General features: G+C 75.8%; 27 protein-coding genes. 18 read left to right on the top strand and 9 right to left on the bottom strand.

Annotation, left to right across the window (positions count from 1 at the left end):
- Positions 1-13 precede the first annotated feature (13 nt).
- The 4 genes from ABGB16_RS12865 to ABGB16_RS12850 all read right to left on the bottom strand — a co-directional run bounded on the left by ABGB16_RS12865 (position 14) and on the right by ABGB16_RS12850 (position 3,636).
- Entirely contained in the window at positions 14-745 is a 732-nt protein-coding gene (locus ABGB16_RS12865) for an ATP-binding protein (RefSeq protein ID WP_347668242.1), read from the bottom strand.
- 134 nt (positions 746-879) lie between these two features.
- Positions 880-1,326 carry a DUF4383 domain-containing protein gene (locus tag ABGB16_RS12860; RefSeq protein WP_347668301.1) on the bottom strand — a complete coding sequence of 149 codons (447 nt, stop codon included), beginning with the start codon at positions 1,324-1,326 and terminating at the stop codon, positions 880-882.
- A gap of 139 nt (positions 1,327-1,465) precedes the next feature.
- On the bottom strand, positions 1,466-2,623 hold the full coding sequence (locus ABGB16_RS12855) for a glycosyltransferase (RefSeq protein ID WP_347668241.1): 1,158 nt from the start codon (positions 2,621-2,623) through the stop codon (positions 1,466-1,468).
- 29 nt (positions 2,624-2,652) lie between these two features.
- Positions 2,653-3,636 carry a glucosyl-3-phosphoglycerate synthase gene (locus ABGB16_RS12850; RefSeq protein ID WP_347668300.1) on the bottom strand — a complete coding sequence of 328 codons (984 nt, stop codon included), beginning with the start codon at positions 3,634-3,636 and terminating at the stop codon, positions 2,653-2,655.
- Positions 3,637-3,852: 216 nt separating this feature from the next.
- Between ABGB16_RS12850 and ABGB16_RS12845 the strand changes: the two genes are divergently transcribed.
- From ABGB16_RS12845 to ABGB16_RS12820, 6 genes are all read left to right on the top strand, one after another.
- Positions 3,853-4,884 (top strand): Gfo/Idh/MocA family oxidoreductase, encoded by a 1,032-nt coding sequence (locus tag ABGB16_RS12845; RefSeq protein ID WP_347668240.1) that lies wholly within the window; start codon positions 3,853-3,855, stop codon positions 4,882-4,884.
- Positions 4,877-5,965, top strand: coding sequence for a zinc-binding dehydrogenase (locus ABGB16_RS12840; protein WP_347668239.1), 1,089 nt, complete (start codon positions 4,877-4,879; stop codon positions 5,963-5,965). The genes ABGB16_RS12845 and ABGB16_RS12840 overlap by 8 nt, the downstream gene beginning before the upstream one ends.
- A 75-nt stretch (positions 5,966-6,040) precedes the next feature.
- A complete protein-coding gene (gene secA2, locus ABGB16_RS12835) occupies positions 6,041-8,335 on the top strand; it encodes an accessory Sec system translocase SecA2 (protein ID WP_347668238.1) in 2,295 nt (764 codons plus the stop codon).
- 207 nt (positions 8,336-8,542) lie between these two features.
- A complete protein-coding gene (locus tag ABGB16_RS12830; RefSeq protein ID WP_347668237.1) occupies positions 8,543-9,283 on the top strand; it encodes a GAF and ANTAR domain-containing protein in 741 nt (246 codons plus the stop codon).
- Between the two features lie 110 nt (positions 9,284-9,393).
- Positions 9,394-9,894, top strand: a complete 501-nt coding sequence (locus ABGB16_RS12825) for a DUF2231 domain-containing protein (RefSeq protein ID WP_347668236.1) — start codon at positions 9,394-9,396, stop codon at positions 9,892-9,894.
- Positions 9,895-10,397: 503 nt separating this feature from the next.
- Positions 10,398-11,159: a class I SAM-dependent methyltransferase gene (locus ABGB16_RS12820; RefSeq protein WP_347668235.1), complete on the top strand. Its 762-nt coding sequence runs from the start codon at positions 10,398-10,400 to the stop codon at positions 11,157-11,159.
- A 46-nt stretch (positions 11,160-11,205) separates the two neighbouring features.
- Here the strand turns inward: ABGB16_RS12820 and ABGB16_RS12815 are convergent, their stop codons facing one another.
- A complete protein-coding gene (locus ABGB16_RS12815; RefSeq protein WP_347668234.1) occupies positions 11,206-12,156 on the bottom strand; it encodes a DUF3500 domain-containing protein in 951 nt (316 codons plus the stop codon).
- Between the two features lie 105 nt (positions 12,157-12,261).
- On the opposite strand from ABGB16_RS12815, the gene ABGB16_RS12810 reads away from it, so the two are divergent.
- The 9 genes from ABGB16_RS12810 (at position 12,262) to ABGB16_RS12770 (ending at position 18,317) form a co-directional block, all read left to right on the top strand.
- Complete coding sequence (locus tag ABGB16_RS12810) at positions 12,262-12,639, top strand: signal peptidase I (protein ID WP_347668233.1); 378 nt, start codon at positions 12,262-12,264, stop codon at positions 12,637-12,639.
- 116 nt (positions 12,640-12,755) lie between these two features.
- Entirely contained in the window at positions 12,756-13,217 is a 462-nt protein-coding gene (locus tag ABGB16_RS12805; protein ID WP_347668232.1) for a cysteine dioxygenase family protein, read from the top strand.
- A 61-nt stretch (positions 13,218-13,278) separates the two neighbouring features.
- Positions 13,279-13,776, top strand: coding sequence for a rhodanese-like domain-containing protein (locus ABGB16_RS12800; protein WP_347668231.1), 498 nt, complete (start codon positions 13,279-13,281; stop codon positions 13,774-13,776).
- Positions 13,777-13,828: 52 nt separating this feature from the next.
- Positions 13,829-14,521, top strand: a complete 693-nt coding sequence (locus ABGB16_RS12795; protein ID WP_347668230.1) for a winged helix-turn-helix domain-containing protein — start codon at positions 13,829-13,831, stop codon at positions 14,519-14,521.
- 331 nt (positions 14,522-14,852) lie between these two features.
- Positions 14,853-15,458: a winged helix-turn-helix domain-containing protein gene (locus tag ABGB16_RS12790; RefSeq protein WP_347668229.1), complete on the top strand. Its 606-nt coding sequence runs from the start codon at positions 14,853-14,855 to the stop codon at positions 15,456-15,458.
- 17 nt (positions 15,459-15,475) lie between these two features.
- A complete protein-coding gene (locus ABGB16_RS12785; protein WP_347668228.1) occupies positions 15,476-16,114 on the top strand; it encodes a uridine kinase in 639 nt (212 codons plus the stop codon).
- Between the two features lie 171 nt (positions 16,115-16,285).
- On the top strand, positions 16,286-16,684 hold the full coding sequence (locus tag ABGB16_RS12780; RefSeq protein ID WP_347668227.1) for a TraR/DksA C4-type zinc finger protein: 399 nt from the start codon (positions 16,286-16,288) through the stop codon (positions 16,682-16,684).
- A gap of 46 nt (positions 16,685-16,730) precedes the next feature.
- Positions 16,731-17,618, top strand: coding sequence for a DUF72 domain-containing protein (locus ABGB16_RS12775; protein WP_347668226.1), 888 nt, complete (start codon positions 16,731-16,733; stop codon positions 17,616-17,618).
- Positions 17,619-17,888: 270 nt separating this feature from the next.
- Positions 17,889-18,317 carry a DUF2267 domain-containing protein gene (locus tag ABGB16_RS12770; RefSeq protein ID WP_347668225.1) on the top strand — a complete coding sequence of 143 codons (429 nt, stop codon included), beginning with the start codon at positions 17,889-17,891 and terminating at the stop codon, positions 18,315-18,317.
- Positions 18,318-18,368: 51 nt separating this feature from the next.
- Here the strand turns inward: ABGB16_RS12770 and ABGB16_RS12765 are convergent, their stop codons facing one another.
- The gene (locus ABGB16_RS12765) at positions 18,369-18,935 is read right to left on the bottom strand and encodes a DUF72 domain-containing protein (RefSeq protein WP_347668224.1); all 567 of its coding nucleotides are present in this window, start codon (positions 18,933-18,935) and stop codon (positions 18,369-18,371) included.
- Between ABGB16_RS12765 and ABGB16_RS12760 the strand changes: the two genes are divergently transcribed.
- The 3 genes from ABGB16_RS12760 to ABGB16_RS12750 all read left to right on the top strand — a co-directional run bounded on the left by ABGB16_RS12760 (position 18,906) and on the right by ABGB16_RS12750 (position 21,595).
- The gene (locus tag ABGB16_RS12760) at positions 18,906-19,907 is read left to right on the top strand and encodes a transposase (protein ID WP_347668223.1); all 1,002 of its coding nucleotides are present in this window, start codon (positions 18,906-18,908) and stop codon (positions 19,905-19,907) included. The two genes, ABGB16_RS12765 and ABGB16_RS12760, sit on opposite strands and share 30 nt — an antisense overlap.
- Before the next feature lie 110 nt (positions 19,908-20,017).
- Positions 20,018-20,308, top strand: coding sequence for a hypothetical protein (locus tag ABGB16_RS12755; protein WP_347668222.1), 291 nt, complete (start codon positions 20,018-20,020; stop codon positions 20,306-20,308).
- 15 nt (positions 20,309-20,323) lie between these two features.
- Entirely contained in the window at positions 20,324-21,595 is a 1,272-nt protein-coding gene (locus tag ABGB16_RS12750; protein ID WP_347668299.1) for a cupin domain-containing protein, read from the top strand.
- A 10-nt stretch (positions 21,596-21,605) separates the two neighbouring features.
- Here ABGB16_RS12750 and ABGB16_RS12745 read toward each other — a convergent pair whose 3' ends face one another.
- From ABGB16_RS12745 to ABGB16_RS12735, 3 genes are read right to left on the bottom strand one after another with little or no spacing between them, the layout of a single operon-like run.
- Complete coding sequence (locus tag ABGB16_RS12745; protein ID WP_347668221.1) at positions 21,606-22,271, bottom strand: hypothetical protein; 666 nt, start codon at positions 22,269-22,271, stop codon at positions 21,606-21,608.
- Positions 22,268-24,952, bottom strand: coding sequence for an FtsK/SpoIIIE domain-containing protein (locus ABGB16_RS12740; RefSeq protein WP_347668220.1), 2,685 nt, complete (start codon positions 24,950-24,952; stop codon positions 22,268-22,270). Before ABGB16_RS12740 ends, ABGB16_RS12745 begins: the two co-directional genes overlap by 4 nt.
- Positions 24,945-25,943 carry a hypothetical protein gene (locus ABGB16_RS12735; RefSeq protein ID WP_347668219.1) on the bottom strand — a complete coding sequence of 333 codons (999 nt, stop codon included), beginning with the start codon at positions 25,941-25,943 and terminating at the stop codon, positions 24,945-24,947. Before ABGB16_RS12735 ends, ABGB16_RS12740 begins: the two co-directional genes overlap by 8 nt.
- Between the last annotated feature and the right edge of the window lie 8 nt (positions 25,944-25,951).

The raw sequence follows: 25,951 nt of genomic DNA, 5'->3' as shown, positions 1-25,951 counted from the left end.
ACGAGGGGCCCCGTCACGTCGCGGGAAGCAGTGCCCACACGACCTTGCCGTCGCCCACCGGCGCGCTGCCCCAGCGGCGGGCCAGCTCGCGTACCAGCAGCAGACCCCGGCCGCCCTCGGCGCGCACGTCGGGCGCGGCCGCGGGCCGGACCGTCCGCCGGCTGCCGTCGGCGACGGCCACCTGCAGGTACGGCCGGCGCAGCGTGAGGGTCACCTGCATCGGCGTCCCGGCGTGCCGGACGACGTTGCCGACCAGTTCGCTGAGCACCACCGTGGTCGGGACGACCAGCTCCGGCAGGTGCCACCGCGCGCAGGCCTCGGTGACCAGCTCCCGCGCCCGCCGGCAGGCGCCCGTCACCGGCTCCAGCCGGGCCTGTAGCCGGGGCGCGGCGGCGGCCCCAGCCGTCCGGGCGGCCTCGGCGACGTCGCGCCGCACGGGCAGCGCCCGCCCGGCGCGGGACCCGGCCAGCCAGCTCGCCGCGTCCGGTGACGGGGAGCACAAGACGAACGGCACGGCCGGCCAGTCGGCCGCCCGGCGGGCGGCCGCGGCGAACACGGACAGCGCCAGCCGGTCCCGGACCGTGACGTCGGCCAGGTCGACCACCAGCGCGTCCGGCTGGGCCGTGAGGCACCCGTCCAGGACGTGGTGCACGGACCGCATGGTCCGCAGGTCGAGGCCGCCGCGTAACCGTACGACCGTCACCGGCGACCCCTCGCGGACCTCGCAGGTTATCCGGCTCGGCATGCCTGGTCCTCGTCTCATCCTCCGGGTTAACCGCAGGTACCCGGCGGGCCGGAGGGCGAAACGGAGGAACCGGCGGGCCGCAGGGACCGGCGGGCGGGAGGGAGGAACGGCGGGACCGGCGGGTCGCGCGCCGCTCAGCGGCGGCCCCGGGTGGTGGCCACCCCGAGGGCGATCATCCCGACGCCGAGGCCGAGGTGCAGCCAGTTGTCGGCGCTGTTGACCGGGATGAAGTTGGCCGCCGTCCTGTGGTCGACGACCAGGCCGTAGAGCCACAGCACGAGGTAGATCGCGCCGCCGCCGACCAGGAACGTCCGGGCGTTGTGCACGGTGCGCGACAGCACCAGCCCGGCGACGCCGAAGGCCAGGTGCACGATGTTGTGCAGGACCGAGACCTGGAACACCCCGAGCAGCTTCGCCTCGGAGGTGTGCCCGGCGAAGTACAGGTCGTCGTACCGGGTGGTGATGCCGGGGACGAAGCCGAGCACCCCGATCAGCAGGAACACCACCCCGAAGACGGCGGCCGCCCGCTGTACGGGGGCGCGGCCGTCCGCCGGGTTGCGCCGGGCCCGGGAGTGAGCCATTGATCCGGTCACCGCGATCTCCTCACTGTGCGGGAAGCTCCCGCCGACGACGACGGTCGCGGCTACCCGGCGCCGGGCACCTCGAAACCCGCCGGCGGCCGTGCTCGTCGCCCGGTGGCGTGTTCCCCGGTCGCCAGCCTCAGGCGGCCTGCGGTTGGCGGGCGGCGGCGAGCCGGCGGACCCTGTCGTACAGCCCGACGTAGCGCTCGGCCATCACCGCCGGGGTGAACCGCGCCGCGGCCTCCCGCCGGCACTCGCCGGCGTCCAGCAGGCTCGCGGCCAGGACCAGATCGGCCAGTTCCCCCTCGTCGTCGGTGAGCAGCCCGGTGCGGCCGTGCTCGACCAGTTCCGGCAGGCAGCCGCGGGCGGTGGCCACCACCGGGGTGCCCAGGGCGAGCGACTCCACGACCGCCGTGCCGCCGGGCTCCTCCCAGCGCAGCGGGAACAGCGCGGCGCGGGCGCCGGCGACGAGGTCGTCGCGCTCCTGCCCGGCGACCGTGCCGACCCAGCGCACCAGGTCGCCGTCGACGTGCGGGGCCACCTCGTCGTGGAAGAACCGCACGTCCGGGTTCTGCCGGGCCTCGTCGCCCGCCGCGGCCAGGTCCTCCGGCCGGTGGTACGGCCCGAGGGGGCCGGCCAGCACCAGCGGCACGCCGACCGCCCGGGCGATCCGGGCGGCCAGGTCCTGGCCCTTGCCCGGGTAGATCCGGCCGAGCGTCACCAGGTAGTCGCCCTTGTCCACCGGACGGCGGCGGTCGGCGTCCACCGCGAGCGGTGTGGACAGGTGCACGTGCCCGACCGAGTGCTGGCGCAGCGCCAGCGGGGCGCGCGCCAGCTGCGACGCCGAGACCCCGTTGACCCGGACCCGGTCGCCGCCGTCCAGGTTGCCGTAGAGCGCGGGGTGTTTGGCCAGGTCCCAGTGCAGGGTGTGCAGCACGGGCGGGGCGTCCGGACCCATGGCGGCGAGGGTGGCCAGGCCGACGGCCTCGACGTGGTCGTGCACCAGGTCGATGTCGTCGCGGCCCTGCAGCAGCCGCACCACGCCGTTCAGGTGCGCCTGGGAGACGCCGCACACCTGGTTGTACGGCCGCTGCAACGCCGGGAACTGCCCGTCGCCGAAGACGTGGAACCGCTCGTCCACGGGCAGGGTGCTGGTCGCCACCGAGGCGAGCACCACCCGTACGCCGAGCCGCCGCAGCTCCGGTACCAGGGTGGCGATGACGTTCTCGATGCCGCCGTAGCCGGGCGGCGGCACGGACAGCCACGGGCCGGCGTTCATCAGGACGGTCAGGCTCATGCTCGGTCCTCTCCTGGCGCGCTCGCGCCTCACGCCGCCGCGACCCGCCGGCGGGGCACCCGGTGGCGGAGCTGCGCCAGCGGCGGTCGCTCCTGCACCGAGACGTCACTGACCACGATCTCCCGCTCCAGGCTGGGCAGCGCGTCGGAGCCGCCCCGCCGGAACTGGGTGAGCAGGGCCGCCGGGACGGTGCCCGGGCTGGCCCAGCCGCGCCGCTGCAACCGCGACCACGCGGTCAGCATGATCTGTGCCGACATCCGGCCCAGCGCGGCGGTGTCCTGATGGCGGTGCTTACGCTCGCCGAGGTCGACCTGGGCCAGCGCGTCGAGCCCGACCAGGTCGAGCAGGTCGATCAGCATCGCCGTCTCCACCCCGTACCCGGAGACGAACGGGACCTGCTCCAGCACCGCCCGCCGTCCGGCGTACTCGCCGGCGAGCGGCTGGACGAAGCCGGCCAGCTCGGGCCAGAACAGGTTGAGCAGCGGGCGGGCCATCAGCTCCGTCACCCGCCCGCCGCCGTCGGCCTCCACGCTGGCCGCGCCGACCAGCGGCCGGTGGTAGAAGCCCTTCACGAACTCCACCGAGGGGTCGGTGAGCAGCGGCCCGAGCAGCCCCGCGACGAAGTGCGGCCGGAAGTCGCGCAGGTCGGCGTCGACGAACGCGACCACGTCTCCCTCCGCCGCCGCGAGCCCCGCCCACAGCGCGTCGCCCTTGCCGGTGAGCCGGGGCAGCCCCCGGGTCATCTCGTCCTGGCTGACCACCTCCGCGCCGGCGGCCCGGGCCACCCGGGCGGTCTGGTCCGTCGACCGGGAGTCGACCACGATCAGCTCGTCGACCAGGGGCACCCGGTCCATTAGGTGCTGGCGGATGGTCGACACGATCGCGCCGACCGTCGCCTCCTCGTTGCGCGCCGGCAGCACCACGCTGACCCGGCTGTCGCCCTTGGCCCGCAGGAGCCGGCCCGGCGTCCAGTCGGCCGCCGAGCTGGTCCGGTACGTAGCCCATGCCTCCACCACCGGCGTGACCCTCGCATCTGTCTTCCGCACTGAGACACCCCCAGATCGTGGCGGAAACCGGGAACCATGTTCCCGGTGTGGTCCGCGCGCTAACCGGATTACCTCTACCAGCTTGATCACGGGCTCCGCGCCGCCTGTTTCCGGGTGGACGTTTGACCACGTTCCCGCTGGGCAGTGGTCCGGGTACTGGGAGCGACCGGAGGAAGGGTCAGCATGCGCGCGTGCCGGGTGGGACTGGTGGGGGCAGGCGGGGTGGCGCAGCGCCACGCCCGCGTACTGGGCGGCTTCCCGGACGTGGAGATCGTCGGCGTGACGGACGTGACGCGGGACGCCGCCGCCCGCCTCGCCGACGCGTACGGCGCGCGGGCGTTCCCCGACGTGGACGAGCTGCTGGCGGCCGGGCCCGACGCCGTCTACGTCTGCGTGCCGCCGTTCGCCCACGGTCCGGTCGAGGAGGCGGTCGTCGCCGCCGGGGTGCCGATGTTCGTGGAGAAGCCCGTCGCGGTGGATCTGGACACCGCCGAGCGGATCGCCGACCTGGTGGCCCGGCGCGGGCTGCTCACCGGCGTCGGGCACCACTGGCGGTACCTGCACGTGGTGGAGCAGGCCCGGGCGCTGCTGGCCGACCGGCCGGTGCGCATGGTCGGCGGCTCCTGGCTGGACAAGGTCCCCCCGGTGGACTGGTGGCCCCGGCGGGACCGGTCCGGCGGCCCGGTGGTCGAGCAGGCCGCGCACGTGCTGGACCTGATGCGCCTGCTGGTCGGGGAGGTGAGCGAGGTGACCGCGTACGGCGACGGCAGCCCGCCACCGGTGGACGGCGCGGACATCGACTCCGTCACCACCGCCGCGCTGCGCTTCGCCGGCGGGGCGGTGGGCACCCTGGCGGCCGCCTGCGTGCTGGGCTGGAAGCACCGGGCCGGGCTGGAGATCCTCGCCGACGGGCTGGCGCTGTCGCTGGCCGAGGACGGGCTGACCGTCTGCGACGGCGACGGGGAGCGGCACCTGCCCGCCGACCCGGACGGCGCCCGCGTGGCCGTCGACCGGGCCTTCGTCGACGCGGTCCGCGGCGTGGGCGACGACGTCCGCGTACCGTACGCCGAGGCGCTCGGCACCCAGCGGCTGGCCCTCGCGGTGGCCGAGTCCGCCCGCACCGGCCGCCCGGTGTCGCTGCCCACCGGACCGGCGGCGCTGCCGCGGGTCGCCGCCGCCGAGGCGGCGCCGGCCGGGGCGGTCGCCGATGCGTGACCGGGTGGTGGTGGTCAGCGGCCCGGGCCGGGTGGAGCTGGTCGAGCGGGACGCCGACGAGCTGCGCGACGGCACGTTCCGGGTCGAGACGCTGTACAGCGGGGTCTCCAGCGGCACCGAGCTGAGCTACGTCAAGGGCACCAACCCGTACCTGAACGCCGCCTGGAACGCCGACCTCGGGCTGTTCCAGCCGGACGGGGCGAGCAGCCCGTACCCGGTGACCCGGCTCGGCTACATGCAGGTCGGCCGGGTCGTGGAGAGCCGCACCCCGGCCGTCGCCGTCGGGGCCGTCGGCGCCATGACCTACGGCCACCGCACCGGGTACGTCGCCGACCCCGTCGCCGAGCGGTTCGTCCCGCTGCCCGCCGACCTGGACCCGCTGCTGGGCGTGTACGTCGCGCACATGGGGCCGATCTGCGCCAACGGGCTGCTGCACGCCGCCGCCGACCTGTGCGGCACCGACGTGCGGTCCCTCGGCGACGGGGTGCGCGGCCGGCGGGTGGCCGTCGTCGGCTCCGGGGTGGTGGCCCTGCTCACCGCGCTGTTCGCCCGGCGGCACGGCGCCGCGTCGGTGGTGGTGCTCGACCCCACCCCGCAGCGCCGGGCGGTCGCCGAGGCGCTCGGCCTGGAGACCCTGGACCCGGACGCCGACGACCCGGCGGTGGTGCTGAAGACCCGGTGGAACCACGCCGTGGGGGACCGGGGCGCCGACGTCGTGTTCCAGTGCCGGGGGCAGGCGTGGGCGCTGCAGCTCGCGCTGCGCCTGCTGCGGCCCCAGGGCACCGTGATCGACCTGGCCTTCTATCAGGCGGGCGCGGACGAGGTCCGGTTCGGCGAGGAGTTCCACCACAACGGGCTGTCGCTGCGCTGTGCCCAGATCGGGCGGGTGCCGCGGGGGCTCGCCCAGATCTGGGACCGGGAGCGGCTGTCGGCCGAGACGATCGAGCTGCTGCTGGCGTACGGCGACACGATCCGCAAGCACCTGGTGTCCGCCGTCGTACCGTTCGAGGAGGCGCCGACTTTGTTGACCGACCTGGCCGAGCGCCGCCGCCAGGAACTCCAGGTGGTGCTCACGGGCTGAGGCGGCGGAGATCGATCCCGCCACGGCCCGGCCGGGGGAGCGCAAGCCGGCCCGAGTCGCGTACCGTTGCCGCTCATGGGTGTGTCGCAACGGTTCAAGAGCAGGTTCCGGCGGTTCCTCCAGCGGCCCGGCACCACGGTCGAGCTGGCCCCGCTGGAGAAGCTGCTGCCGGCCATCGAGGCGCGCGAGGACGAGCTGTCGGCGCTGACCGACGCCGAGCTCACCGAGGCCGCCGGCTCCGCCTCGGGGTACGAGGAGATCTGCGCCATCGGCCGGGAGGCCGCCCGCCGCGGGCTCGACCAGCGGCCGTACGACGTGCAGCTGCTCGGCGCCATGGCCCTGCTGTCGGGCAAGGTCGCCGAGATGGCCACCGGTGAGGGCAAGACCCTGACCGCCACGATCGCCGCGTACGGGCACGTCCGGCTGGGCAACGGGCCGGTGCACGTGCTCACCGTCAACGACTACCTGGCCCGCCGGGACGCCCAGTGGATGGAGCCGGTCTACACCCTGCTCGGGCTGACCGTCGGCTGGGTCAACGAGGCGTCCACGCCCGAGGAGCGGCGCGAGGCGTACGCCTGCGACGTCACCTACGTCTCCGTCAGCGAGGCGGGCTTCGACTACCTGCGCGACCAGCTCGTCACCGACCTCGCCGACCGGGTCCAGCCGGCGCTGAAGACCGCGATCGTCGACGAGGCCGACTCGATCCTCATCGACGAGGCCCGGGTGCCGATGGTCCTCGCGGGCGCGGTCGCCGGCGAGCAGGACCCGGTGCACGCCGCCGCGGCGCTGGTCCGCGGCCTGCGCAAGGGCAAGCACTACACGGTGGCCGAGGACGGCCGCAGCGTCGCGTTCACCTCCGCCGGCCTGGCCGCGGTCGAGGCGAAGCTCGGCGGCATCGACCTCTACGACGAGGAGCACGTCGGGCAGCTCTCCGCGGTCAACGTGGCGCTGCACGCGCACGCCCTGCTGCACCGCGACGTCGACTACATCGTCCGCGACGACAGCGTGGAGCTGATCGACGAGATGCGTGGCCGGGTGGCCCAGCGCCGCCGCTGGCCCGACGGCCTCCAGGCGGCCGTCGAGGCCAAGGAGGGGCTGGACGCCACCGCCGAGGGCGAGGTGCTGGGCACCATCGCGGTGCAGGCGTACATCGGGCTCTACCCCACGGTCTGCGGCATGACCGCCACGGCGGTGCTGGTCGGGGACCAGCTGCGCGAGTTCTTCGGCCTCGAGGTCGCGGTGATCCCGCCCAACACCCCCTGCGTCCGGGAGGACGAGCCGGACCGGATCTACGCCACCCGCGCCGAGAAGGACGAGGCGCTGGTCGACGAGATCCGGCGCTGCCACGAGGTGGGCCGCCCGGTGCTGGTCGGCACCCTCGACGTCAAGGAGTCCGAGCAGCTCGCCGCCGGCCTGAACGCCGCCGGGGTGCCCTGTGTCGTGCTCAACGCCAAGAACGACGACGAGGAGGCGGCGATCATCGCCGAGGCCGGCACGTTCGGCGCGGTGACCGTCTCCACCCAGATGGCCGGCCGGGGCGTCGACATCCGGCTCGGCGGCAGCGACCAGGCCGACCGGGACCGGGTCGCGGAGCTGGGCGGCCTGTACGTCATCGGCAGCGGCCGGCACGACAGCCGCCGCGTCGACGACCAGCTGCGCGGTCGGGCCGGGCGGCAGGGCGACCCGGGCGGCTCGGTGTTCTTCGTCAGCCTGGAGGACGACCTGGTGGTCCGGCACGCCGGCGACGCCGTTCCCGCCTCGCCGCGGATGAACGCCGACGGCCTGGTCACCGACTCGCAGGTGGACTACGCGGTGGAGCACGCCCAGCGGGTCGCCGAGGGCGTCAACCACGAGATCCACCGCAACACCTGGCGCTACAGCATGGTGATCGAGCAGCAGCGCAAGGCGCTCGCCGAGCGGCGGGAGCGGCTGCTGACCAGCGACGTCGCCGCGATCATGCTGCTGGAGCGGGTGCCGGACAAGGCCGGCGAGATGGACGAGGACCTGCTGGCGCGGGTCGCGCGGTCGATCGCCCTGTACCACCTCGACCGGCTCTGGGCCGCGCACCTGGCCGAGCTGTCGGAGGTACGCGAGGGCGTGCACCTGCGGGCCCTGGGGCGGCTCGACCCGCTCGACGAGTTCCACCGGGCGGCCGTGCCGGCGTTCAACGCGCTGATCCCCGAGATCGAGACGCGCACCATCGACACGTTCACCGAGACCGAATTCGACGAGGACTGGGAGCCGGACTCCGCGAAGCTGGTCCGGCCCAGCGCCACGTGGACGTACCTTGTGCACGACAACCCGTTCGGCTCCGAGCTGGACCGGCTCATCGCCTCCGTCGGCCGCCGGCTCAGCTCCGCCTCGCGCTGATCGCCCGCGCCGGCCGCGGGGCGCCGTGGCCGGCGCCGGGGCGGCCGCCCTTACCGCCGTTGACCAGCACGGCAGGCCGTTTCGGCCCATGGTGGCAGGGGTAGTACGCCGGGTCCGACGAACCGGGAGAGAGCTGACGATGAGACATCCGAGGGCCGGCGCGGTCGCGTGCGCGTCGGTTGCGCCGACGGTGGGGGCAGTGGCCCGGTGAACCTGGAGACGCAGGCGCCCGGCAGTGAGACCCTGGGCGCGCTGGAGACGGCCGCGCTGCTGCGGGAGTTGACCGCCGGCCTGATCGCGGTGACCGATTTCGACGAGGCGCTGGCCCACCTGGTGCGGATCGCCCGGGAGGCCGTGGCCGGGGTCGCCTGGTGCGGCTTCACCGCCCTGCGCGCCGGGGAACCGGCCGGGGTGGCCGCCTCCGACCCCGCCCTCGCGGGCCTGGACGACCTGAGCCACGGCCCCGACTCGCCGGCCATGAGCGCGATCCACCGCCGCGAGATGGTCCTCTCGGAGGACCTGCGGCGGGAGGAGCGCTGGCCGTCCTGGTCGGCGCGGGCCCGCGAGCTGGGGGTGCGGGGGGTGATCTCCGCCCCGGTGGACGTCGACGAGCAGGTCGTCGGGGCGATCAACCTGTACGCCTCGGCGGCCGAGGCGCTGACCACCCGACACCAGCTCACCGCGATGCTGCTCGCCGAGCACGCCGGGCTGCTGCTCGCCGCCGTGCGCGGGCGGGAGCGGCAGGCGGCGCAGGCCGACGAGCTGGACTCCACGCTGCTCGGCGAGGGGGTCGTCGGCCAGGCGATCGGCGTGATCATGACCCAGCGGGGCTGCCCCGCGCCCGAGGCGTTGCAGGTGCTGCGCAGTGCCGCCACCTCGCTGGACATCCCGCTGCGTGAGGTGGCCGAGCGGCTGGTCGTGACCGTGTCCCGTCCCCGGGGCAGCTGAGGGGGGCCTCGGGACTGTCCGATGTGCGTCCCCATCGGCCGGTCGTTTCCCATCCCGTACCCGCGGGTAGCACTCTGGACTGGGAAGCTGACGCGACCAGGGAGGACGCCATGGAGAGCCGGCTGCGGGTGCAGGGGCAACCGATCCAACCGATGCTCGTGACGTTCCCGTACGGGCTCTTCGTCTGCGCCACGATCTTCGACCTGGCTGATGTCGTCGGCGGGCCGGTCTTCCTCGGCGAGGTGGGCTACTGGACGTGCGTGGCCGCCCTGGTGGCCGCCGCGCTGTCCACCGTGGCCGGCATGGTCGACCTGTGGGACGCCTCGGGCGGTCGCACCCGGCACACCAAGATCACGTTCAACCTGGTCAACGCCGGGATGGCGGGGCTGTTCCTGCTGACCTGCCTGAGCCGGGCGCACTCGCCGCAGCGGGGCGCGTCCGGCCTCGTGCTCGCGATCGAGCTGGTCGCCCTCGGGGTCGGCGGGGTCGGCGTGTGGCTGGGCTCCCGCCTGCTGCGCCAGTTCGAGGCCGACCGTGCCGAAGCGAGCAGCATCGGGGCGTTGAGCGGCGTCGCCGGCTCCACGGTGGAGGTCGTCCGGCCCCGCGCCTGACGCCCGCGCCCCTGCCCTCGTCGCCCTCCGCCCTCGTCGCCCTCCGCCCTCGTCGCGCCCGGCCGGCGGCGGCCGGCGTCGTCGTGACGCACGGTCACCGACCAGCGACCCCATCACCGCACCTGCCCCCGCTTTGCTCTGCACCCACCGATGCGGCAGTCACCAGGTGTCACTGCCCCGGTCGGCGACCGGTGGCGTGCCGGCGGGATCCGTGCCTGGTCATCGCCGGTGTCGCATCCTCGGGTGCAGAGCAAAGGGCCCGGAAGATCGTCGGTGCACCCGGTGGCCGACCACTGTCCGTGACGCCTCCGCCCGGCGTAACAGCGCGTGCCGGCCGGTGCCGCCTTCCTGCCAGGCGCACGCCGCTGCCGGCCACGCCGTTGCCGGCCACGCCGCTGCCGGCCATGCCGCTGCCGGCCACGCCGTGACCGGGTACGAGCGCGCGGCGACGTGATGTGGTCGCGGGGGTTGCCCGGCCGCGCGCGGCCGGCCAGGCTGGTCGGATGAGCGAGGACCGCGACTTCGAGGATCTGGTCGCCGAGGGCGCCGCGGTCCCGGTGCAGGGCTGGGACTTCTCCTGGCTGCGCGGGCGGGCCAGCGAGGAACGGCCCCCGTGGGGCTACGCCCGGCTGGTCGCCGACCGGATGGCCCGGGCCGACACGGCGCTGGACATCGACACCGGCGGCGGGGAGGTCCTCGCCGAGGTGCCCCGCCCACCGCGCCGGCTGCTGGCCACCGAGGCGTGGCCGCCCAACGTCGAGGTGGCCCGGCGGACGCTGCGCCCGCTGGGCGCGACCGTGCTGTGGGTCGCCGAGGACGCGGCACTGCCGCTGCGGGACGCCGCGCTCGACCTCGTCGTCAGCCGCCACCCCGTGCACACGGCGTGGGACGAGATCGCCCGGGTGCTGCGGCCGGGTGGTACGTACCTGTCACAGCAGATCCGCGGCGGCACCGTACGGGAGCTGAGCGAGGCCCTGCTCGGCCCGCTGCCGCCGCCTACCCGGCAGCTGCCCGAGCAGGCCGTGGCCGCCGCCCGGGCGGCCGGCCTGACCGTGATCGACCTGCGCGAGGCCACGCTGCGCACCGTCTTCCACGACATCGCCGCGGTGGTCTACTTCCTGCGCAAGGTGGTGTGGACGGTGCCAGGGTTCACCGTCGAGCGGTACCGGCCGCAGCTCGCCCGCCTGCATGCCCGGATGGCCGCCGAGGGCCCGTTCGTCGCCCACGCCCGGCGGTTCCTGATCGAGGCGGTCAAGCCCGTCTGAGCCAGCCCTCGCCGCCCGCCCTGGCGGCCGACCCCCGCGCGGCCCGTCAGCGGTGCGCCTCGGCGTGGTGTTCGGCGAGCACGTCCGCGCCGAAGTCGCTGGCCGGCCGGCGCAGCACGGTGTGCGCGTGGTTGCCGTCGTCGGCGGTGTTGTCGTACTCGATCAGCAGATCGTCGCCCTGCACCCGGTAGTAGTGGCGCTGCCCCGGCCCGGTCGGGCCGGCCCAGGCGAAGTGCAGCGGCCCTGCGGCGACCCGGCGGGCCTCCCGCGCGGCCAGCTCCGGCGGCAGCCGGTCGAGGTACAGCGCGACGAGCTGGTCCAGCAGCGCCCGGCCGGTGGGGCCGAGCCGGTCGCCCGGCACGCCGAGCGGCGCGATCGGCCCGGACACCTGCGGCCGGGTGGCGCTGACGATGTCCCCGGGGGCCTCGTCCGCGACGATCGCGGCGGCGCGGCCCGCCGGGCCCAGCGCGTCCAGCAACGCCCGGGCCAGATCCTCCTCGGGGCCCAGCGGCCGGGACACCGGACGACCGGCGTGCCGGACGGCGGCCGGGTTCGCGCCGAGGAAGATCGGGGCGGGGGAGACCTGGTCGTCGACCACCGTCATGCTCACCGACAGGTGGTGGCCCTCGAACCGCCAGGCCCACCGGTCGTCGCGGCCGGGGTCGCCGAAGACGGCCACCCAGTAGTCGCCGCTGTGCCGGCCCCGCCGCCACCCCTCGGCCCGGTCCAGCACCTCCTCCAGCGCGACGACCGCCATGGCCTGGGCGTACGCCGCCGGGCTGAGCGCGGTGGCCAGCAGCCGGTGCGCGGCCTTGCGGCCGGCCCGGTCCAGGTCGGCGAGGCAGGCGCCGGGCCGCGGGCGCGGCCGGTACTCCAGCCACCGCCGGGCAGCGTCGTCGTCGAACGGGTACGCCGCGCGGGCCCGACCCGGCTCGCCGAGCGCGTCCAGCAGCGCGGTGGCCGCCGCCCGCATCTGTTCCGGTAGGGGATCCTCCACCGCCCCTGTATACCGCGCGCCCGGACCCGCCGGGGTCAACCCCCGGTCAGCGGCGCGAGCCGGCGCCGGCTGGTAGCTTGCCGACCCGTCGGGTGGGGAGGGGCGATGGACGACAAGGTGTACGTGGGCAAGGCCGGGTTGGACGGGGCGGCCGAGGGCGGCTGGCTGCTCGGGCACTTCCGCCCGCCCGGCGACCCCCGGCACAGCACGGACGTCGAGGTGAAGTGGGGCGTGCACCCGCCGGGGGAGACCCGCTCGCAGTGGGCGACCGGCGAGCGGCGTACCGCGCTGCTGGTGCTGGTCAGCGGGCGGTTCCGGGTCGAGCTGCCCGACCGCACGGTGGTGCTGTCCGAGCCGGGCGACTACGTGGTGTGGGGCCGGGGCGTGGACCACTCCTGGTACGCCGAGCGCGAGTCCGTGGTGCTGACCGTGCGCTGGCCGTCGGTGCCCGGGTACCGGGTGGCGCCGCCGGTCCGCCGCTGAGCCGGACCCGCGGGCGGCGGATCCGTCCCATCATGCGAAATTACCTACTAAACCTATAGGCTTTATCATCTACGGTGGTGGTGCCCGCGTCGCCCCGACTCCCGCGAGGTCCGCCGATGGTCACCAGTCGCTGCCCCGAGCCCGACCTGCTCGCCGTTGCCGCCCGGTACGCCGCCGACCCGGCCGGCTGGCCGGTGCCGCTGCGCTTCGACCCCGACCAGCGCTGGTACGCCTGCCTCGACGCCCGCCCCGACCACGAGGTGTGGGCGCTGAGCTGGCTGCCCGGTCAGGGCACCGACCTGCACGACCACGGCGGCGCCTCCGGCGCGTTCCTGGTCGTCGCCGGCGTCCTCACCGAGGAGACGGTCGGCGGCGGCCGGTTGCGCGCGCGGCGCCTCGCCGCCGGGGCCGGCCGACGGTTCGGCCCGAGCCACGTGCACGTGGTCAGCAATCGCGGCGACCAGCCGGCGGTCAGCGTGCACGTCTACCGGCCCGCCCTGCGCCGGATGACCCGCTACCAACTGGTGGACGGGCTGCTCCGGGCCGCCGAGGTGGCCGTGGCCGGCGTCGCCTGGTGACATGAAGAACCGACCCCGCCCGGGCGGGCGCGACCGCCCGGCGCTTCCGGAAGGACCGAGAATGCCGTACCTGCCCGCTCCCACCCAGGCGTGTCCCGCCCCCGTGCCGCCGCCCGGCTCCCGGGGCATCGACGAGATCCTCGCCGCCGCCCGTTCCCGGCTGCGCCGGCTCGACCCGGAGCAGGCGCACCTGGCGTACCGCGGCGGCGCGCTGCTGGTCGACATCCGGCCGGCCGGCCAGCGCGCCGCGCACGGCACGGTGCCCGGTGCCCTCGCCGTCGAGCGCAACGTGCTGGAGTGGCGCTTCGACCCGCGCTGCCCCGCCCGGCTGCCCGAGGCCGTCGACTACGACCTGCGGGTGGTGGTCCTCTGCCAGGAGGGCTACACCTCCTCGCTCGCCGCCGCCGCGTTGCAGGACCTCGGGCTGCACCGCGCCACCGACGTGGTCGGCGGCTTCGCGGCCTGGCGGATCGCCGGCCTGCCCACCCTCGGCCCCACGCCCCCGCTGCCCCCCTCGCCCGTCGCGCCGCCGGTCACCGCCGGCCCGGCGCGCCACTGACCGCCGCGCCCCGCCGTCGCGGCGGGCGGCACCGCCATCCCAGGAGGCACCCATGTCCGTCGTCGCCATTTCTCCCCGCCCCGAGCCGGGCCGGGCCGAGTGGTCCCCGCAGGGCCGCCCCGACCGCGCGCCGGCGTGCCGCGTCGACCGGGTCCCGCCGCGTCACACCCGGTCCGCGCCGACGTTGACCCTGACCGTCGAACTCACGCCCGGAGGGCTGACGCCCCGGCTCGCCCGGCTCGTCGAGCTGCTGCGCGAGCTGGCCGAGTCGGGGGATGGCACGCTCGTCGCCGGACCGGCGGAGCCCCACGGCGCGACCGCGCCCTGGCCCGCCCCGGTCGAGGGGCCACCCGGCCCGTCGGAGGCGGCCGGGGTGGCCGCAGGGCCCGTCGGGGAGCCGGTCGCGCCGCGGCCCCTGGCCGTCGTGCCGCCGCCGGAGGACCCGCACGAGGTGCGCATCCTGGCCGCGTCCCGGGTTGTCCGGCAGGGGCGCCGGGCGATCCCGCTGACCCGCATCGAGTTCGACCTGCTGCTCTTCCTCGCGCAGCACCCCCGGCGGGTCTTCACCCGGCCCCAGCTGCTCGCCAACGTGTGGGGCTACGAGCACGCGGTGGCCCGGACCGTGGACGTGCACGTGCGCCGGCTGCGGGTCAAGCTCGGCGCCGCGCCCGCGGTCGACACGGTGTACGGCGTCGGCTACCGGCTCGCCGAGGAGGCCCGGGTCAGCATCGACCCGGACCGCTAGGCGCCCCGCCTCGGCGGCGACCGACGCGGCGCATCCCGCCCGGGATGCGCCGCGTTCGCGTAGCGGGGCCGCCCGCGCTTTCGCCGACGCCGGGCGGCGCGGGTTGGACAATGTGCTCCGCCCGGGCATGTACCCCCCCGTATCCGGCCATCCCGGCGGCTCTGCTGTAATCATCAGGCCTCGTACGCAGAGCGAGCATGTGGCTTCGATGTGTTCGTCAAGTGTCACATTCGCGCAACGCAGCCGCCCTTGATCCCCCCAGGGGCGCCGGGATCCTCGACGCAGCGGTGTCCCGGGCCGTGGGGGAGAACAGGACCAGCCAAGGAGGACCATGTCTGTCAGCCCCGCCTCGTCGCGCGCCGGATGGCATGCGTCCCAGCCCGCGGTTCCCGGTCGTCCCCCGGGCGGCCAGCGCCGCCCCACCACCGGCCCGGCACCCGTGCTGACCGTGACGCTCACCATCCCGCTGGCCCCTGAGGAGTCGCTGGCCCCCGCGGCGCGCCGCCTGCTCGACGCGGCGCGGGAGATGCTGGAGCAGGGGGAGGGCATCGTCTCGACCGGTGTGGCCCCCGAGCGCCGGCCCGACCAGGTGCCCGCCGGGCGTACCCCGCCCCGGCCCGCGCCCCCGGCCGTCCCGGCGCTGCACATCCTGGCGTCGTCCCGGTCGGTGCTGCGTGACGGTGAGCCGCTGCCGCTGACCCGGCTGGAGTTCGACCTCCTGCTGCACCTGGTCGCCCACCCCCGCCGGGTGTTCACCCGGCTGCAACTGCTCAACGCCGTGTGGGGGTACGAGCACGCCGGGGTGCGCACCGTCGACGTGCACGTCCGCCGGCTGCGCGGCAAGGTCGGGATGGAAGTCCCCCTGGTCACCACGGTGTACGGCGTCGGCTACCGGCTCGCCGACGACGCCAGGGTGACCATCGACCGCAGCGGCTGACCGGGCACCATGGTCCGGTGCGCGTCCGACCCATCTCCCCCGACCGACTCGTCGCCGAGCTGACCGAACGGCTGGCCGCCACCCGTGTCCCCGGGCGGTTACGGGTGGCCGTCGACGGCGCCGCGGCCGCCGCCCCCGACGAACTGGCCGCCGCGCTGGTCGACCCGTTGCGCGCGCTCGGCCGGCCCGTGCTGCACGTACGGGCCGAGGACTTCCTGCGGCCGGCGTCGGTCCGGCTGGAGCACGGCCGGACCAACCCCGACGCCTACTACGCGGGCTGGGTCGACGAGCCGGGTCTGCGCCGGGAGGTGCTCGACCCGGCCGGGCCGGGCGGCTCCGGGCGGCTGCTGCCCACCCTCTGGGACGTACGCACCGACCGGGCCAGCCGGGCGGACTACGTCACTCTCCCGCCCGAGGGCGTCGTGCTGGTCAGCGGACCGCTGCTGCTCGGCGGCGGGCTGCCCTTCGACGTCGCCGTGCACCTGGAGCTCTCCCCGGCCGCCCTGGCCCGGCGCACCGACCCCGCACTGCGCTGGACCCTGCCGGCCTTCGCCCGGTACGCCGACGAGGTCGCCCCCGCCGCCTTCGCCGACGTGGTGGTGCGCGCCGACGATCCCCGCCGTCCCGCGCTGGTGGAACCGGACGGCCCCGACTGAACAGCGCGGGCGGGACATCGACGGACCGCCCGACAATTTGCCGGTTTGGCGCGTCCGGGCCCCGGGTAATCGCCCGGCTCACAGGGCGCGGGTGATCTCACCCGCGCGCCTCACCGTCCCGGAACCGGGGCACCGCGCCCGGCGCACCAGGCTCACGAAAGGCAGGCAGCGATGCTCGTCCACGACACGGTAGGCACCGGCCGCTCCCAGGCGGAGACCGGCCAGATCCGGTCGGCCCTGCAGGCCCGCTACGACGAGCTCACCGCGGAGTACGAGCAGGCGGTGCTGCAGAGCCAGGTGCTGCGACTGGTCGAGGTCGGCGACACCGCCGGCGACGACCAGGCCGACAGCGGCACCAAGACCGCCGAGCGGGACACCGCGCAGTCCCTGCTGCGTGCCATCCTCGACCGTCGGGCCCAGTTCGAGCACGCCCTGACCCGGCTGGAGGAGGGCAGCTACGGCTTCTGCGAGGGCTGCTCGGCGCCGATCCCGGTGGAGCGGCTGGAGATCTTCCCCTCCGCCACGTCCTGTGTGTCCTGCAAGCAGCACCGGGAGCGGCGGGCCGCCTGAGACGCGCCGGATCGCCGGTCGGGACAGGACGCGACGGACGCCGGCCATGGGCGGGATCAAGGTGGGCACGGCGTCATGGACCGACCGGACCCTGCTGGACTCCGGCTGGTACCCGGCCGGCGCGGACACCCCGGAGAAGCGGCTGTCCTGGTACGCCCGGCAGTTCCCGCTGGTCGAGGTGGACGCCACCTACTACTCGCCGCCCGCCGAGCGCACCGCACGGCTGTGGGTGGACCGCACCCCGGCCGGGTTCACCTTCAACGTCAAGGCGTTCAGCCTGCTCACCGGCCACCCCACCCGCGTGGCCGCGCTGTACAAGGACCTGCGGCCGGACACCGACAAGCGCAACGTCTACCCCGACGACCTGCCCGCGCAGGCGTACGAGGATGTGTGGACGCGTTTTCTGTCGGCGCTGGACCCGCTGGTCGAGGCGGGCCGGCTCGGCGCGCTGCTGTTCCAGTTCCCGCCCTGGTTCACCCTCCGGCGCGACAACAAGCAGTACCTGCTGGAGGTGGCCGGCCGCTGCGCGCCGCTGCGGCCGGCCTTCGAGTTCCGGCACGCCTCCTGGTTCGACGGGTCCAACCGGGATGAGACCCTGGACTTCCTGCGCCGCCACGAGTTGGCGTACGTCTGCGTGGACATGCCCCAGGGGCACCGCTCGTCCGTGCCGCCCGTGCTGGAGTCCACCGCCGACCTCGCGGTGGTCCGGTTCCACGGGCACAGCGACAAATGGACGAGCAGGGACATCCACGAGAAGTTCGGCTACCGCTACTCCGACCGGGAGTTGGCCGACTGGGCGCCGAAGCTGCGCGAGTTGGCCGACCGGGCCGGGCGGACCCAGGTTCTCATGAACAACTGCTATCGGGACTACGCCCAGCGCAACGGCCAGCGCCTCCAGGCCCTCCTGGCGGAGGAAGTCACCCGCACGGGGTGAGGCCGGCTCACCCCGCCGCCGCGCAGCATGGCGGTGTGTGCGTGGTCCGCCGTGGCCGCGACGCCGACAGGTAGGGGGTGCGCAGCATGACGGTTCGGGACGTACCGGATCGACGACGCGGCAGGGTCCTGCACGTCGTCGGATCGGCCGGCGCCCGCCGTGGGGCGCGGCCCGGCCGGGTCAGCCCGACCCGGCAGTGGCGGGGCCCGTCGGGGCCGCCGCCGCGCGACGACGACCGACGGTGGCATACCGACCTACGGGGGTGGGCAGATGGCTGAGCAGCTGATTTCCGCGGTGGAGTCCTCGGTCCAGAAGACCAATCTGATCCTCAAGGACATCGAGGCGGCCTACGGCTGGCCGAAGTCGCAGCGCAACCAGTCCTACTGTGCGCTGCGCACGGTGCTGCACCTGCTGCGGGACCGGATGCCGGTGCAGGAGAGCGTGGAGTTCGCCGCGCAGCTGCCGGTGCTGGTGCGGGGGATCTACTTCGACGGCTGGCAGCCGATGGACGTGCCGGTCAAGCTGAACCGGGACGACTTCCTGTTCGAGGTGCGGCAGCGCTTCCCGTACGACGTGGAGGGCGGCACCGAGCGGGTCGTGCAGGTGGTGCTGGAGGCCCTGAGCCGGCACGTCACCCCGGGCCAGTTGGCAGACGTGAAGGACAACATGCCCAGGGACCTCGCGAAGATCTTTCCCTGACCGCAGGCCCGACCGGCCCGCCCCACGAACCGTGGAGCGGGCCGTTGGCCGTCAGCCGCGCGCCGGTCCGTCCGGGGTGCGGCTGACCGGCCGTCCCGCCCGGCGGGCCAGGTCGGCGAAGGCGACCGCGTCGACGATCGCCGCGCCGCCCGAGTCGTTGTTGAAGTACACGTACGCCGGCTCGCCGGCGCCGAACTCCGCCCCGAGGCGGCGGACCCAGGCCGTCAACGGGGCGCGGCCGTACCGGGGCCACGGGCGGGCCCGCCCCTCGTGCAGGCGCAGGTAGCCGAAGTCCGCCGTCCGCCACAGCGGGGCGACCGCGCGGCTGCCCCGGTCGGCCCAGACGAGCGCGGCGCGGCGACGCTCCAGCACCCGCCGGGTGGCGTTGGTCCACCAGCTCGGGTGCCGGGGCTCGACCGCGACCCGTACGCCCGGCGGGAAGAGGCGCAGCGCCGCGTCCAGCGCCTCGACGTCGGCCGGCAGGTTCGGGGGCAGCTGCACCAGGACCGGACCGAGCCGGTCGCCGAGCGCCGTGGCCCGGTCCAGGAACCGGGCGACGGGCTCCGCCGGGTCCCGCAACCGCTTGATGTGGGTCAGCAGCGCCAGTTCGCGTGGCAACAGCGCAAGACCACCCTCGGGGTCACCGCGCAGTGCGCCTCCTTGACTGAGGCGCGTAAGGAACTCGACTGGGTCGCGGACTTGCCGGCACAGTCCGGTCAACAGGTGTTGCGTCAACTCGACCAGGCGTACCGCAAATGGTGGGATCCGCAGCACCCCGCCGGGCCGCCGACACGCAAACGTAAGTCGGCGCGGTTGTCGGTCCCGTTCCCGGGGCAGGCGATTGCGGTGCGGCGGGTCAACCGCCGGCGGGGCGTGGTCAGCCTGCCGAAGATCGGCGATGTCAAGTTTCGCTGGTCCCGCGCCTTGGGCGGCGCGGTCCGTAACGCGGTGGTGTCCTTCGACGGTGTTGCCTGGCACGTCGGGTTCGGCGTCCATGCCGGCGTCGAGACGCCCGAGGCGCACGTCCGGCCGGGGACGGTCGTGGGCGTCGACCGCGGCGTAAGGTCGCCGTGGCGATGTCCGACGGGCGGATGTGGAACCGCACATGCGAATCGCCTCTGCACCCGGCACGCCACCATCACGCTCGAACGCCTCTGCATCTCGGCCATGACCGCCACCGCGAAGGGCACCATCGAGGAGCCCGGCATCAATGTGGCCGCGAAGCCCGGGCTGAACCGGGCGATCCTCGACAAGAGTTGGGGCATGTTCGAGGCAGCCTTGGCCAACCGTGCACGTACCACCGGCACCCGGATCGTCAAGGCGCCAGCCGCGTTCACCTCACAGCGGTGCAGCCGCTGCGGGAACACGCACCGGAACAACCGCAAAAGCCAAGCGATGTTCCGGTGTGGGTCCTGCGGATACCAGGCCAACGCTGACGTGAACGCGGCGATCAACGTCAGGGACGCCGCCGAGGCGGCGCCCCCACTCACCGGGCGGGCAGTCCGGGACAGGAGCCACCCGGCGTCCTGTCGACCACCCACACAACGCCGGCCACGTACGGCGCTGGAAGCGGGAATCTCCCGCCCTTAAGCGGGAGAGGATGTCAAGGTGTGGTTAGAGAAGATCGCGCGTGGGGTACCGCGCGCTCCACGACGAACCCCCGCCGCCCGGTCGGGCGGCACTTGGCGAGGGAGCACCGGATGGCACTCAACGACGACGACATGCAGACGACCGGCGGCGCGAGCCCGGAGGGCCCGGCCGACGGCGGTGCCACCGTCGGGCAGCGCGACGGCGGGGCCGACGGCGGCGCGGACCGCGGCGCGGAGCGCGGGGCCGACCGCGGAGCCGACCAGGGCGCCGAGGGCCCGGCCGACGGGGGCGCGACCCCGGGCCAGCAGGACGGCGGGGCGGACGGCGGCGCGGAGGGTCCGGCCGACGGCGGTGCCACGCCCGGGCAGCACGACGGCGGTGCCGACGGCAGCGCCCGCTGACCGAGCGCCGTGACGATCACCCGGCCGCCGGGCGGCGTCGTCCGCCCGGCGGTTCCGTCCGCCGCCACGGAGGCCCTGGCGCGCTGCGTGGCGGTCGAGCCCGCGAAGTTCGCCGCCGCCCACTGGGGACGCACCCCGCTGCTCTCCCGCGCCGCCGAGCTGCCCGACCCGCGCGGCTTCACCGACCTGTTCAGCCCCGCCGACGCCGACGAGCTGCTCAGCCGCCGCGGCCTGCGGACCCCGTTCCTGCGGGTGGCGCAGGACGGCCAGCTCGTGCCGGCGGCGCGGTACACCGGCGGCGGCGGTGCCGGCGCCGAGATCGCCGACCAGGTCCTCGACGAGCGGGTCCTGGAGCTGTACGCCTCCGGCGCCACCCTCGTGCTGCAGGGGCTGCACCGCACCTGGCCCGCGCTCGTCGACCTCGCCCGCGACCTGGGCGCCGCCCTCGCGCATCCCGTGCAGGTCAACGCCTACCTGACCCCGGCCGGCAACCAGGGGTTCGCCACCCACTACGACACCCACGACGTCTTCGTCCTCCAGGTCGACGGCCGCAAGCACTGGCGCGTTCACCCCCCGGTGCTGCCCGACCCGCTGGAGAGGCAGCCCTGGGGCGGGCTGGCCGACGAGGTCTCCGCCACCGCCGCGGGCCCGGCCGCGCTCGACGTGGCGCTCGAACCGGGCGACGCCCTCTACCTGCCGCGGGGCTGGCTGCACAGCGCCCAGGCGCAGGAGTGCAGCTCGCTGCACCTGACCGTGGGGGTCCGGGCACTGACCCGGTACGCCATCGTCGAGGAACTGCTCGCCCTCGCCGCCGCCGACCCCCGGCTGCGCGCCGGGCTGCCGTTCGGCACCGACGTCGCCGACCCCGAGGCGATCGAGCCGGAGCTGACCGAGACCGTCGAGGCGCTGCGCGACTGGCTACTGCGGGCCGACCCCGCCGCGGTCGCCGAGCGGCTGCGGGCCCGGGCGTGGCCGGCGGCCCGGCCCGCGCCGATCCGGCCCCTCGCGCAGGCCGCGGCCCTGTCCACCCTCGACGCCGACACCCGGCTCACCGCCCGCCCGGGGCTGCGCTGGCGGCTCGAACCGCAGGGGCGCGAGCGGGTCGCGCTGCGCCTGTTCGACCGTACGATCACCCTGCCCGCCCAGTGCGGGCCGGCGGTACGCGCGCTGCTGACCGGCGCGGTGAGCCGGGTCGGCGACCTGCCCGGCCTCGACGACGACGCCGACCGGGCGGTACTGGCCCGCCGCCTGCTCCGCGAGGCCGTCGCCGTCCCCGCCGAGGGGTGAGGGCCCTTTCCTAACGGCCGAGGACCAGCAGCAGCGCGGTGGTGACCAGGCCGGCCACCAGGACGATCGTGACCGGCCGGGGCGCCAGCACCGCGTGCCGGCGGTCCGCCAGCTGCCTGGCCAGGGCGAGTCCGAGCAGCGGGCCGAGCAACGTCACCACGAGCGCCAGCACGGGCAGCCCCACCGCCAGGTCGCCGCCGTACCGGGCGCCGGCCGCTCGGGCGCCCGCGCCCACCGCGAACATCGCCACCGCCCCCACGATCCCGCAGAGCACCAGCAGCGGGTTGGCCGAGGCCGGCAGTTCGCCCGGCTGTCGGGCGCGGTCCAGCAGCCCGCGCGCCCCGTGCAGCAGCAGCAGGGGGTCGCCGGACGCGCCCAGGGCCGGGCCGGGCGGGTCGCCGAGCCGGCGGGCGCCGGAGCCCAGCCGCAGCCGCAGCTGCTGCCACAGGTGTGCCGCCTCGGCGTCCACCCGCTCCACCAGCTCGCGCGCCGCCACGACCTCCTGCTCGGCGTACCGCAGGTCTTCCTCGGCCTCGGCGACCGCCCGGTCGGCGGCCGCGCACTGCTGCGCGTGCCAGGTGTGGGCCTCGGCGCGTTGGACGCGCACCCGTTCGGTCAGCTCCGCCAGGCGGCGCAGCTGCGCCGCGTACGTCTCGCTGGTCACCGGCTCGTTCACTGTGTCGATCCGTAGGGGATGATCACCTGGCCGGTGCGGTGCACCGCCCGGTCGAAGAAGAGCCCCCGCCACGGCCGGGGGTACCAGTCCGGGCCGCCGGTGCCCGGGTAGAGCGACGCGCCCAGTTCGGCGCCCTGCACGTCCAGCGCCACCCACGCCCCGATCTGGTCGGTGCGGGCCGCCGGCCCGCCGAGGTCCACCCGCATCCGGGCCACCCCCCGCCACCAGGCCAGCACGTGCGTACGCCGCTCCGGCCCGTCGTGCAGGATGCGGCGCAGGTGCTCCAGCCCGGTACGCCCACCGGCGCGCGCGGCCAGCCGTCCGGCCGCGGCGTCGACCGCGTACAGCAGCAGGTAGTGCGGGACGGCCGGGGTGCCGGGGCGGTCCAGCCCCGCGGACGTCTCGGCCATCAGCTCGCCGACCGTCTCCTCGTCGTACCAGGCGGCGTCGTCGGCGAGGTCGGCGTAGAGCTCCCGGGCGGCCGGGTCGGCGTCCGGGTCGAGGCAGGCGAGGGAGAACCGGGCCGTGCCGGGGGGGTGCTGGCGGGCCAGCGACCGGGCGGCGGCGTCCAGCACGGCGCACGCCTCGTCGACGCGGGTGCCCAGCACCGCCAGGTTCCGTCCGGGCGCCCGGGGCAGCCGCAGCGCCGCCGAGCGGGCCTGCACGTCGATGATCTCCCCGAGCAGCGCGACCGGGCTGCGCGGCGCGCCGCCGTCGTCGGGCGGGGTCAGCGACCGGAAGTCCGGGGCGTCGGCCAGCCGGGGGATGGCGTCGCCGTCGAAGAGGCGGGCCGGCTTCGCGTCCTGCGGGCGCATCCGCCACAGCCGGTGCTGCAACTCGCTCCAGGCGTCCCAGTCGCTGGCCGACGGGATCCGGGCCACCTGGTTGCCCTCGACGAGGCCGGACTCGGCGTTGACCACCGCGTGGTGGCGCGGCAGCGACTGGGCCGCGTCGTTGCGTTCGGCGAGGATCCGCAGCGCCTTGGGCAGCGCGATCCGCAGGGTGAACTGGGCGACCAGGGCCGGCCGTCCCCACAGCGCCTCGATGCCGCGGACGTCCTGCGACGCCAGCACCAGGTGGATGCCCTGGGAGCGGCCCCGCCGGGCGAGGTCCTCCAGCAGGTCGGCGGCCTCCCGGGCCACCACGTCCCGGCCCGCCAGCAGCGCCTGGAACTCGTCGACCACGGCGACGATCCGCGGCCAGTGCCCGGTCGGGTCGACCGCCCGCAGCTCGGCGAGCTTGGTCACCTCGTGCTTCTTCGCCGCGTCGGCGCGGCGACGCAGTTCCTCGGCGAGGAAGCGCAGCAGGGCGAGCCCGAACTCGCGGTCGGTGTTGACGTTGATCCCGACCAGCCGCATGTGCGGCAGCCAGCTCGGGTCGCGCCGGCCCTGGGCGAACCGGGCGAAGGACACCCCCTCCTTGAAGTCGAGCAGATAGAACTCCAGCTCGGCGGGGGAGTAGCGGGACGCCAGCGCGCCGATCCAGGCGAAGATCAGGTTGGTCTTGCCGGTGCCGGACGGACCGCCGATCAGCGCGTGCGGCGGGTAGTCGCCGAGGGTGAGCAGGACGGGCCGGCCGTGCGGGCCCTCGCCGATCGGCGCGCTCAGCCCGGTGGACGAGTCCTCCCGCCACATCAGCTCGGGCGGCGGGAGCAGGTCGGTGAACGGCGCCGGCGGCGGGCCGGCGTTGACCCGGGCGGCGAGCTGCCGGCACGTCTCGGTGACCAGCGCGGACGGGGGCGGCGGGTCCAGGGCCACCGGCAGGCCGCGCGGGCCGCCGACGCGCGCGCCGTCCGGCTCCACCGCGATCCGGGTCACTGTCGGGTCGTCGGGCACCGGAATGCCGCGTACGACCAGGTGCACGCCGCACGCCGCGCCCGTGCGCACCACCCGGTCGAGCTGGCCCCGCTCGTGCCGGGACAGCTCGTCCCCGCCGAGCAGCACGGCCACCCGCCACGGCTCGGGGCGACGCCCGGTGGCGGCGGCCAGCTCGCGCAGGGAGCGGTACTCGCCGGCGAGCACCGTCTCGTTGATCCGCCGGATCTGCTCCACCAGGTCGTCCAGCAGTCGGGCCAGCCCGCCCGGCCCGACGAAGGTCAGCAGCCCGGCGGTGCCCAGCGGCGCGAACCCGGCCAGCCCGCCGCCGAGGTGTTCCGGGTCGTACCCGAACAGCCGCACCGCGCCCGGGTCGGCCCGGCCGAGGCTGCGCAGCAGCAGGGCGGGCACCAGCGCGGCGCCGCCGTCGGCCTCGGCCCCGGACAGGTGCACGTGGCCGGCGTCGAGCAGCGGAACGAGCGCCGGCACCGGCTCCGCGCCGGGGATGCGGACGGTGCCGATCCGTACGGCGCCCGGCGGTTCGCCCCGACCGGCCGGAGCGGCCCGCCAGTCCGCCCAGTCCGCCGACGCCGCACCGGGTGCCTCCCGGCGGGCCGCCTCGACGGCCCGGTGGGCCAGCTCGGCGAGCCGCGTGGCGTGCCTGGCGTCGATCTCCGCCAGCCGCCGGTCCCGCTGGGCACCCACCCTCTCCGGTACGCCCGCCGCCGCCCGCCGGACGCGGGCCAGCCGGTCCCGGGCCGCGGCCAGCTCGGCGTCGGCGTCGGCCAGGCGGCTCCGGGTGGCGCCCAGCGCCTCGGAGAGCATCCCCCGCACCCGGGTCACCAGCTCGGCGCGCCGGTCAGCCATCGGAACCCCGGCGGGCGGACCCGTTGCCGGCGGAGTTGCCGCCCAGGCCGGCGCGGGCGGCCCCGGCGGGGCGGTCCGCGCCCGCGCGGTTCCCCGCCGGGTTGCCGGCGGCGCCGGTGCCCGCCGCGGCCGGGTCGTCGGCGTCACGGGGCAGGTCGCGGCCGAGCCGGGCCAGCAGCACGCCGGTCACCACACCGGCGGTGACTGCCGGGTCGGCGGCGTGCGGCTGCTCCCCGGAGCGCTGCGGCGGGGGCATCCGGCAGACCCGGGTCAGCAGGGTGTCCAGTACGGGCGGGGGGAGGCCGGGCAGCAGGTCCCGGATCCGGCCGTCCAGCTCCCGGCGCAGCCGGGCCAGGTCGTCGGCGCGGGGCGGGTGCCCGAGCAGTTCCCCGGCCAGCTCGCGCAGCAGCGGCGGGGCGATCGCGGCCAGGCCCAGCCCGACGTCCGCGTGCGCGGCGCGCAACTCGCGGTGCAGCCGGTCCCGGTCCCCGGCACGGACCCCGTCGGCCACCCGACGCAGCAGCTCCCGGGAGTCGCCGATCCGCTCGTCCGGTTCGTCCGGCGCGCCCTCCCGGCCCCCGGTCAGCTCCGCCACCCGGACCGCCCACCATCGGCGCAGCACCGGGTTGTCGTCCCCGGCGGCCGGCGGCGGCGCGGCGACCGGCGGCGGGGCGTCGCGGGGCGCGTCGTGCGCCGGCCGCCGGTCGCCGTCGGGCCGGGGCGCGGGGGCGCCGTCCGGGGCCAGCCCGATCGCGGCCAGGTACGCCGACAGCTGCTCCTGGGCCACCCGTAGCGCGTGCCCGGCGGACTCGGCGTGCTCGGTCGCGGCGGAGAGCTCGGGCACCCCCATCGGGTTGGCCGACTCCTGCCGCACCCAGCGCAGCCGCTCCGTGGCCTGGCCGAACTTCTCCAGCGCCACGGTGAGCTGGGCGAGCGGAAACTCCTCGGCGGCGGCCCGCACCCCGGCCCCGACGTCCTCGATGATGGACACGCCCGCCC

The organism is Micromonospora sp. B11E3 (genome assembly GCF_039871625.1).
GTDB lineage: Bacteria > Actinomycetota > Actinomycetes > Mycobacteriales > Micromonosporaceae > Micromonospora.
This window is presented reverse-complemented; position numbering and strand designations above follow the sequence as displayed.

Bases quoted from the DNA above. Each gene is read 5' to 3' on its own strand.
- ABGB16_RS12865 (WP_347668242.1), bottom strand. From the start codon at position 745: ATGCCGAGCCGGATAACCTGCGAGGTCCGCGAGGGGTCGCCGGTGACG.
- ABGB16_RS12860 (WP_347668301.1), bottom strand. From the start codon at position 1,326: ATGGCTCACTCCCGGGCCCGGCGCAACCCGGCGGACGGCCGCGCCCCC.
- ABGB16_RS12855 (WP_347668241.1), bottom strand. From the start codon at position 2,623: ATGAGCCTGACCGTCCTGATGAACGCCGGCCCGTGGCTGTCCGTGCCG.
- ABGB16_RS12845 (WP_347668240.1), top strand. From the start codon at position 3,853: ATGCGCGCGTGCCGGGTGGGACTGGTGGGGGCAGGCGGGGTGGCGCAG.
- ABGB16_RS12840 (WP_347668239.1), top strand. From the start codon at position 4,877: ATGCGTGACCGGGTGGTGGTGGTCAGCGGCCCGGGCCGGGTGGAGCTG.
- secA2 (WP_347668238.1), top strand. From the start codon at position 6,041: ATGGGTGTGTCGCAACGGTTCAAGAGCAGGTTCCGGCGGTTCCTCCAG.
- ABGB16_RS12825 (WP_347668236.1), top strand. From the start codon at position 9,394: ATGGAGAGCCGGCTGCGGGTGCAGGGGCAACCGATCCAACCGATGCTC.
- ABGB16_RS12820 (WP_347668235.1), top strand. From the start codon at position 10,398: ATGAGCGAGGACCGCGACTTCGAGGATCTGGTCGCCGAGGGCGCCGCG.
- ABGB16_RS12810 (WP_347668233.1), top strand. From the start codon at position 12,262: ATGGACGACAAGGTGTACGTGGGCAAGGCCGGGTTGGACGGGGCGGCC.
- ABGB16_RS12805 (WP_347668232.1), top strand. From the start codon at position 12,756: ATGGTCACCAGTCGCTGCCCCGAGCCCGACCTGCTCGCCGTTGCCGCC.
- ABGB16_RS12800 (WP_347668231.1), top strand. From the start codon at position 13,279: ATGCCGTACCTGCCCGCTCCCACCCAGGCGTGTCCCGCCCCCGTGCCG.
- ABGB16_RS12795 (WP_347668230.1), top strand. From the start codon at position 13,829: ATGTCCGTCGTCGCCATTTCTCCCCGCCCCGAGCCGGGCCGGGCCGAG.
- ABGB16_RS12790 (WP_347668229.1), top strand. From the start codon at position 14,853: ATGTCTGTCAGCCCCGCCTCGTCGCGCGCCGGATGGCATGCGTCCCAG.
- ABGB16_RS12780 (WP_347668227.1), top strand. From the start codon at position 16,286: ATGCTCGTCCACGACACGGTAGGCACCGGCCGCTCCCAGGCGGAGACC.
- ABGB16_RS12775 (WP_347668226.1), top strand. From the start codon at position 16,731: ATGGGCGGGATCAAGGTGGGCACGGCGTCATGGACCGACCGGACCCTG.
- ABGB16_RS12770 (WP_347668225.1), top strand. From the start codon at position 17,889: ATGGCTGAGCAGCTGATTTCCGCGGTGGAGTCCTCGGTCCAGAAGACC.
- ABGB16_RS12755 (WP_347668222.1), top strand. From the start codon at position 20,018: ATGGCACTCAACGACGACGACATGCAGACGACCGGCGGCGCGAGCCCG.
- ABGB16_RS12740 (WP_347668220.1), bottom strand. From the start codon at position 24,952: ATGGCTGACCGGCGCGCCGAGCTGGTGACCCGGGTGCGGGGGATGCTC.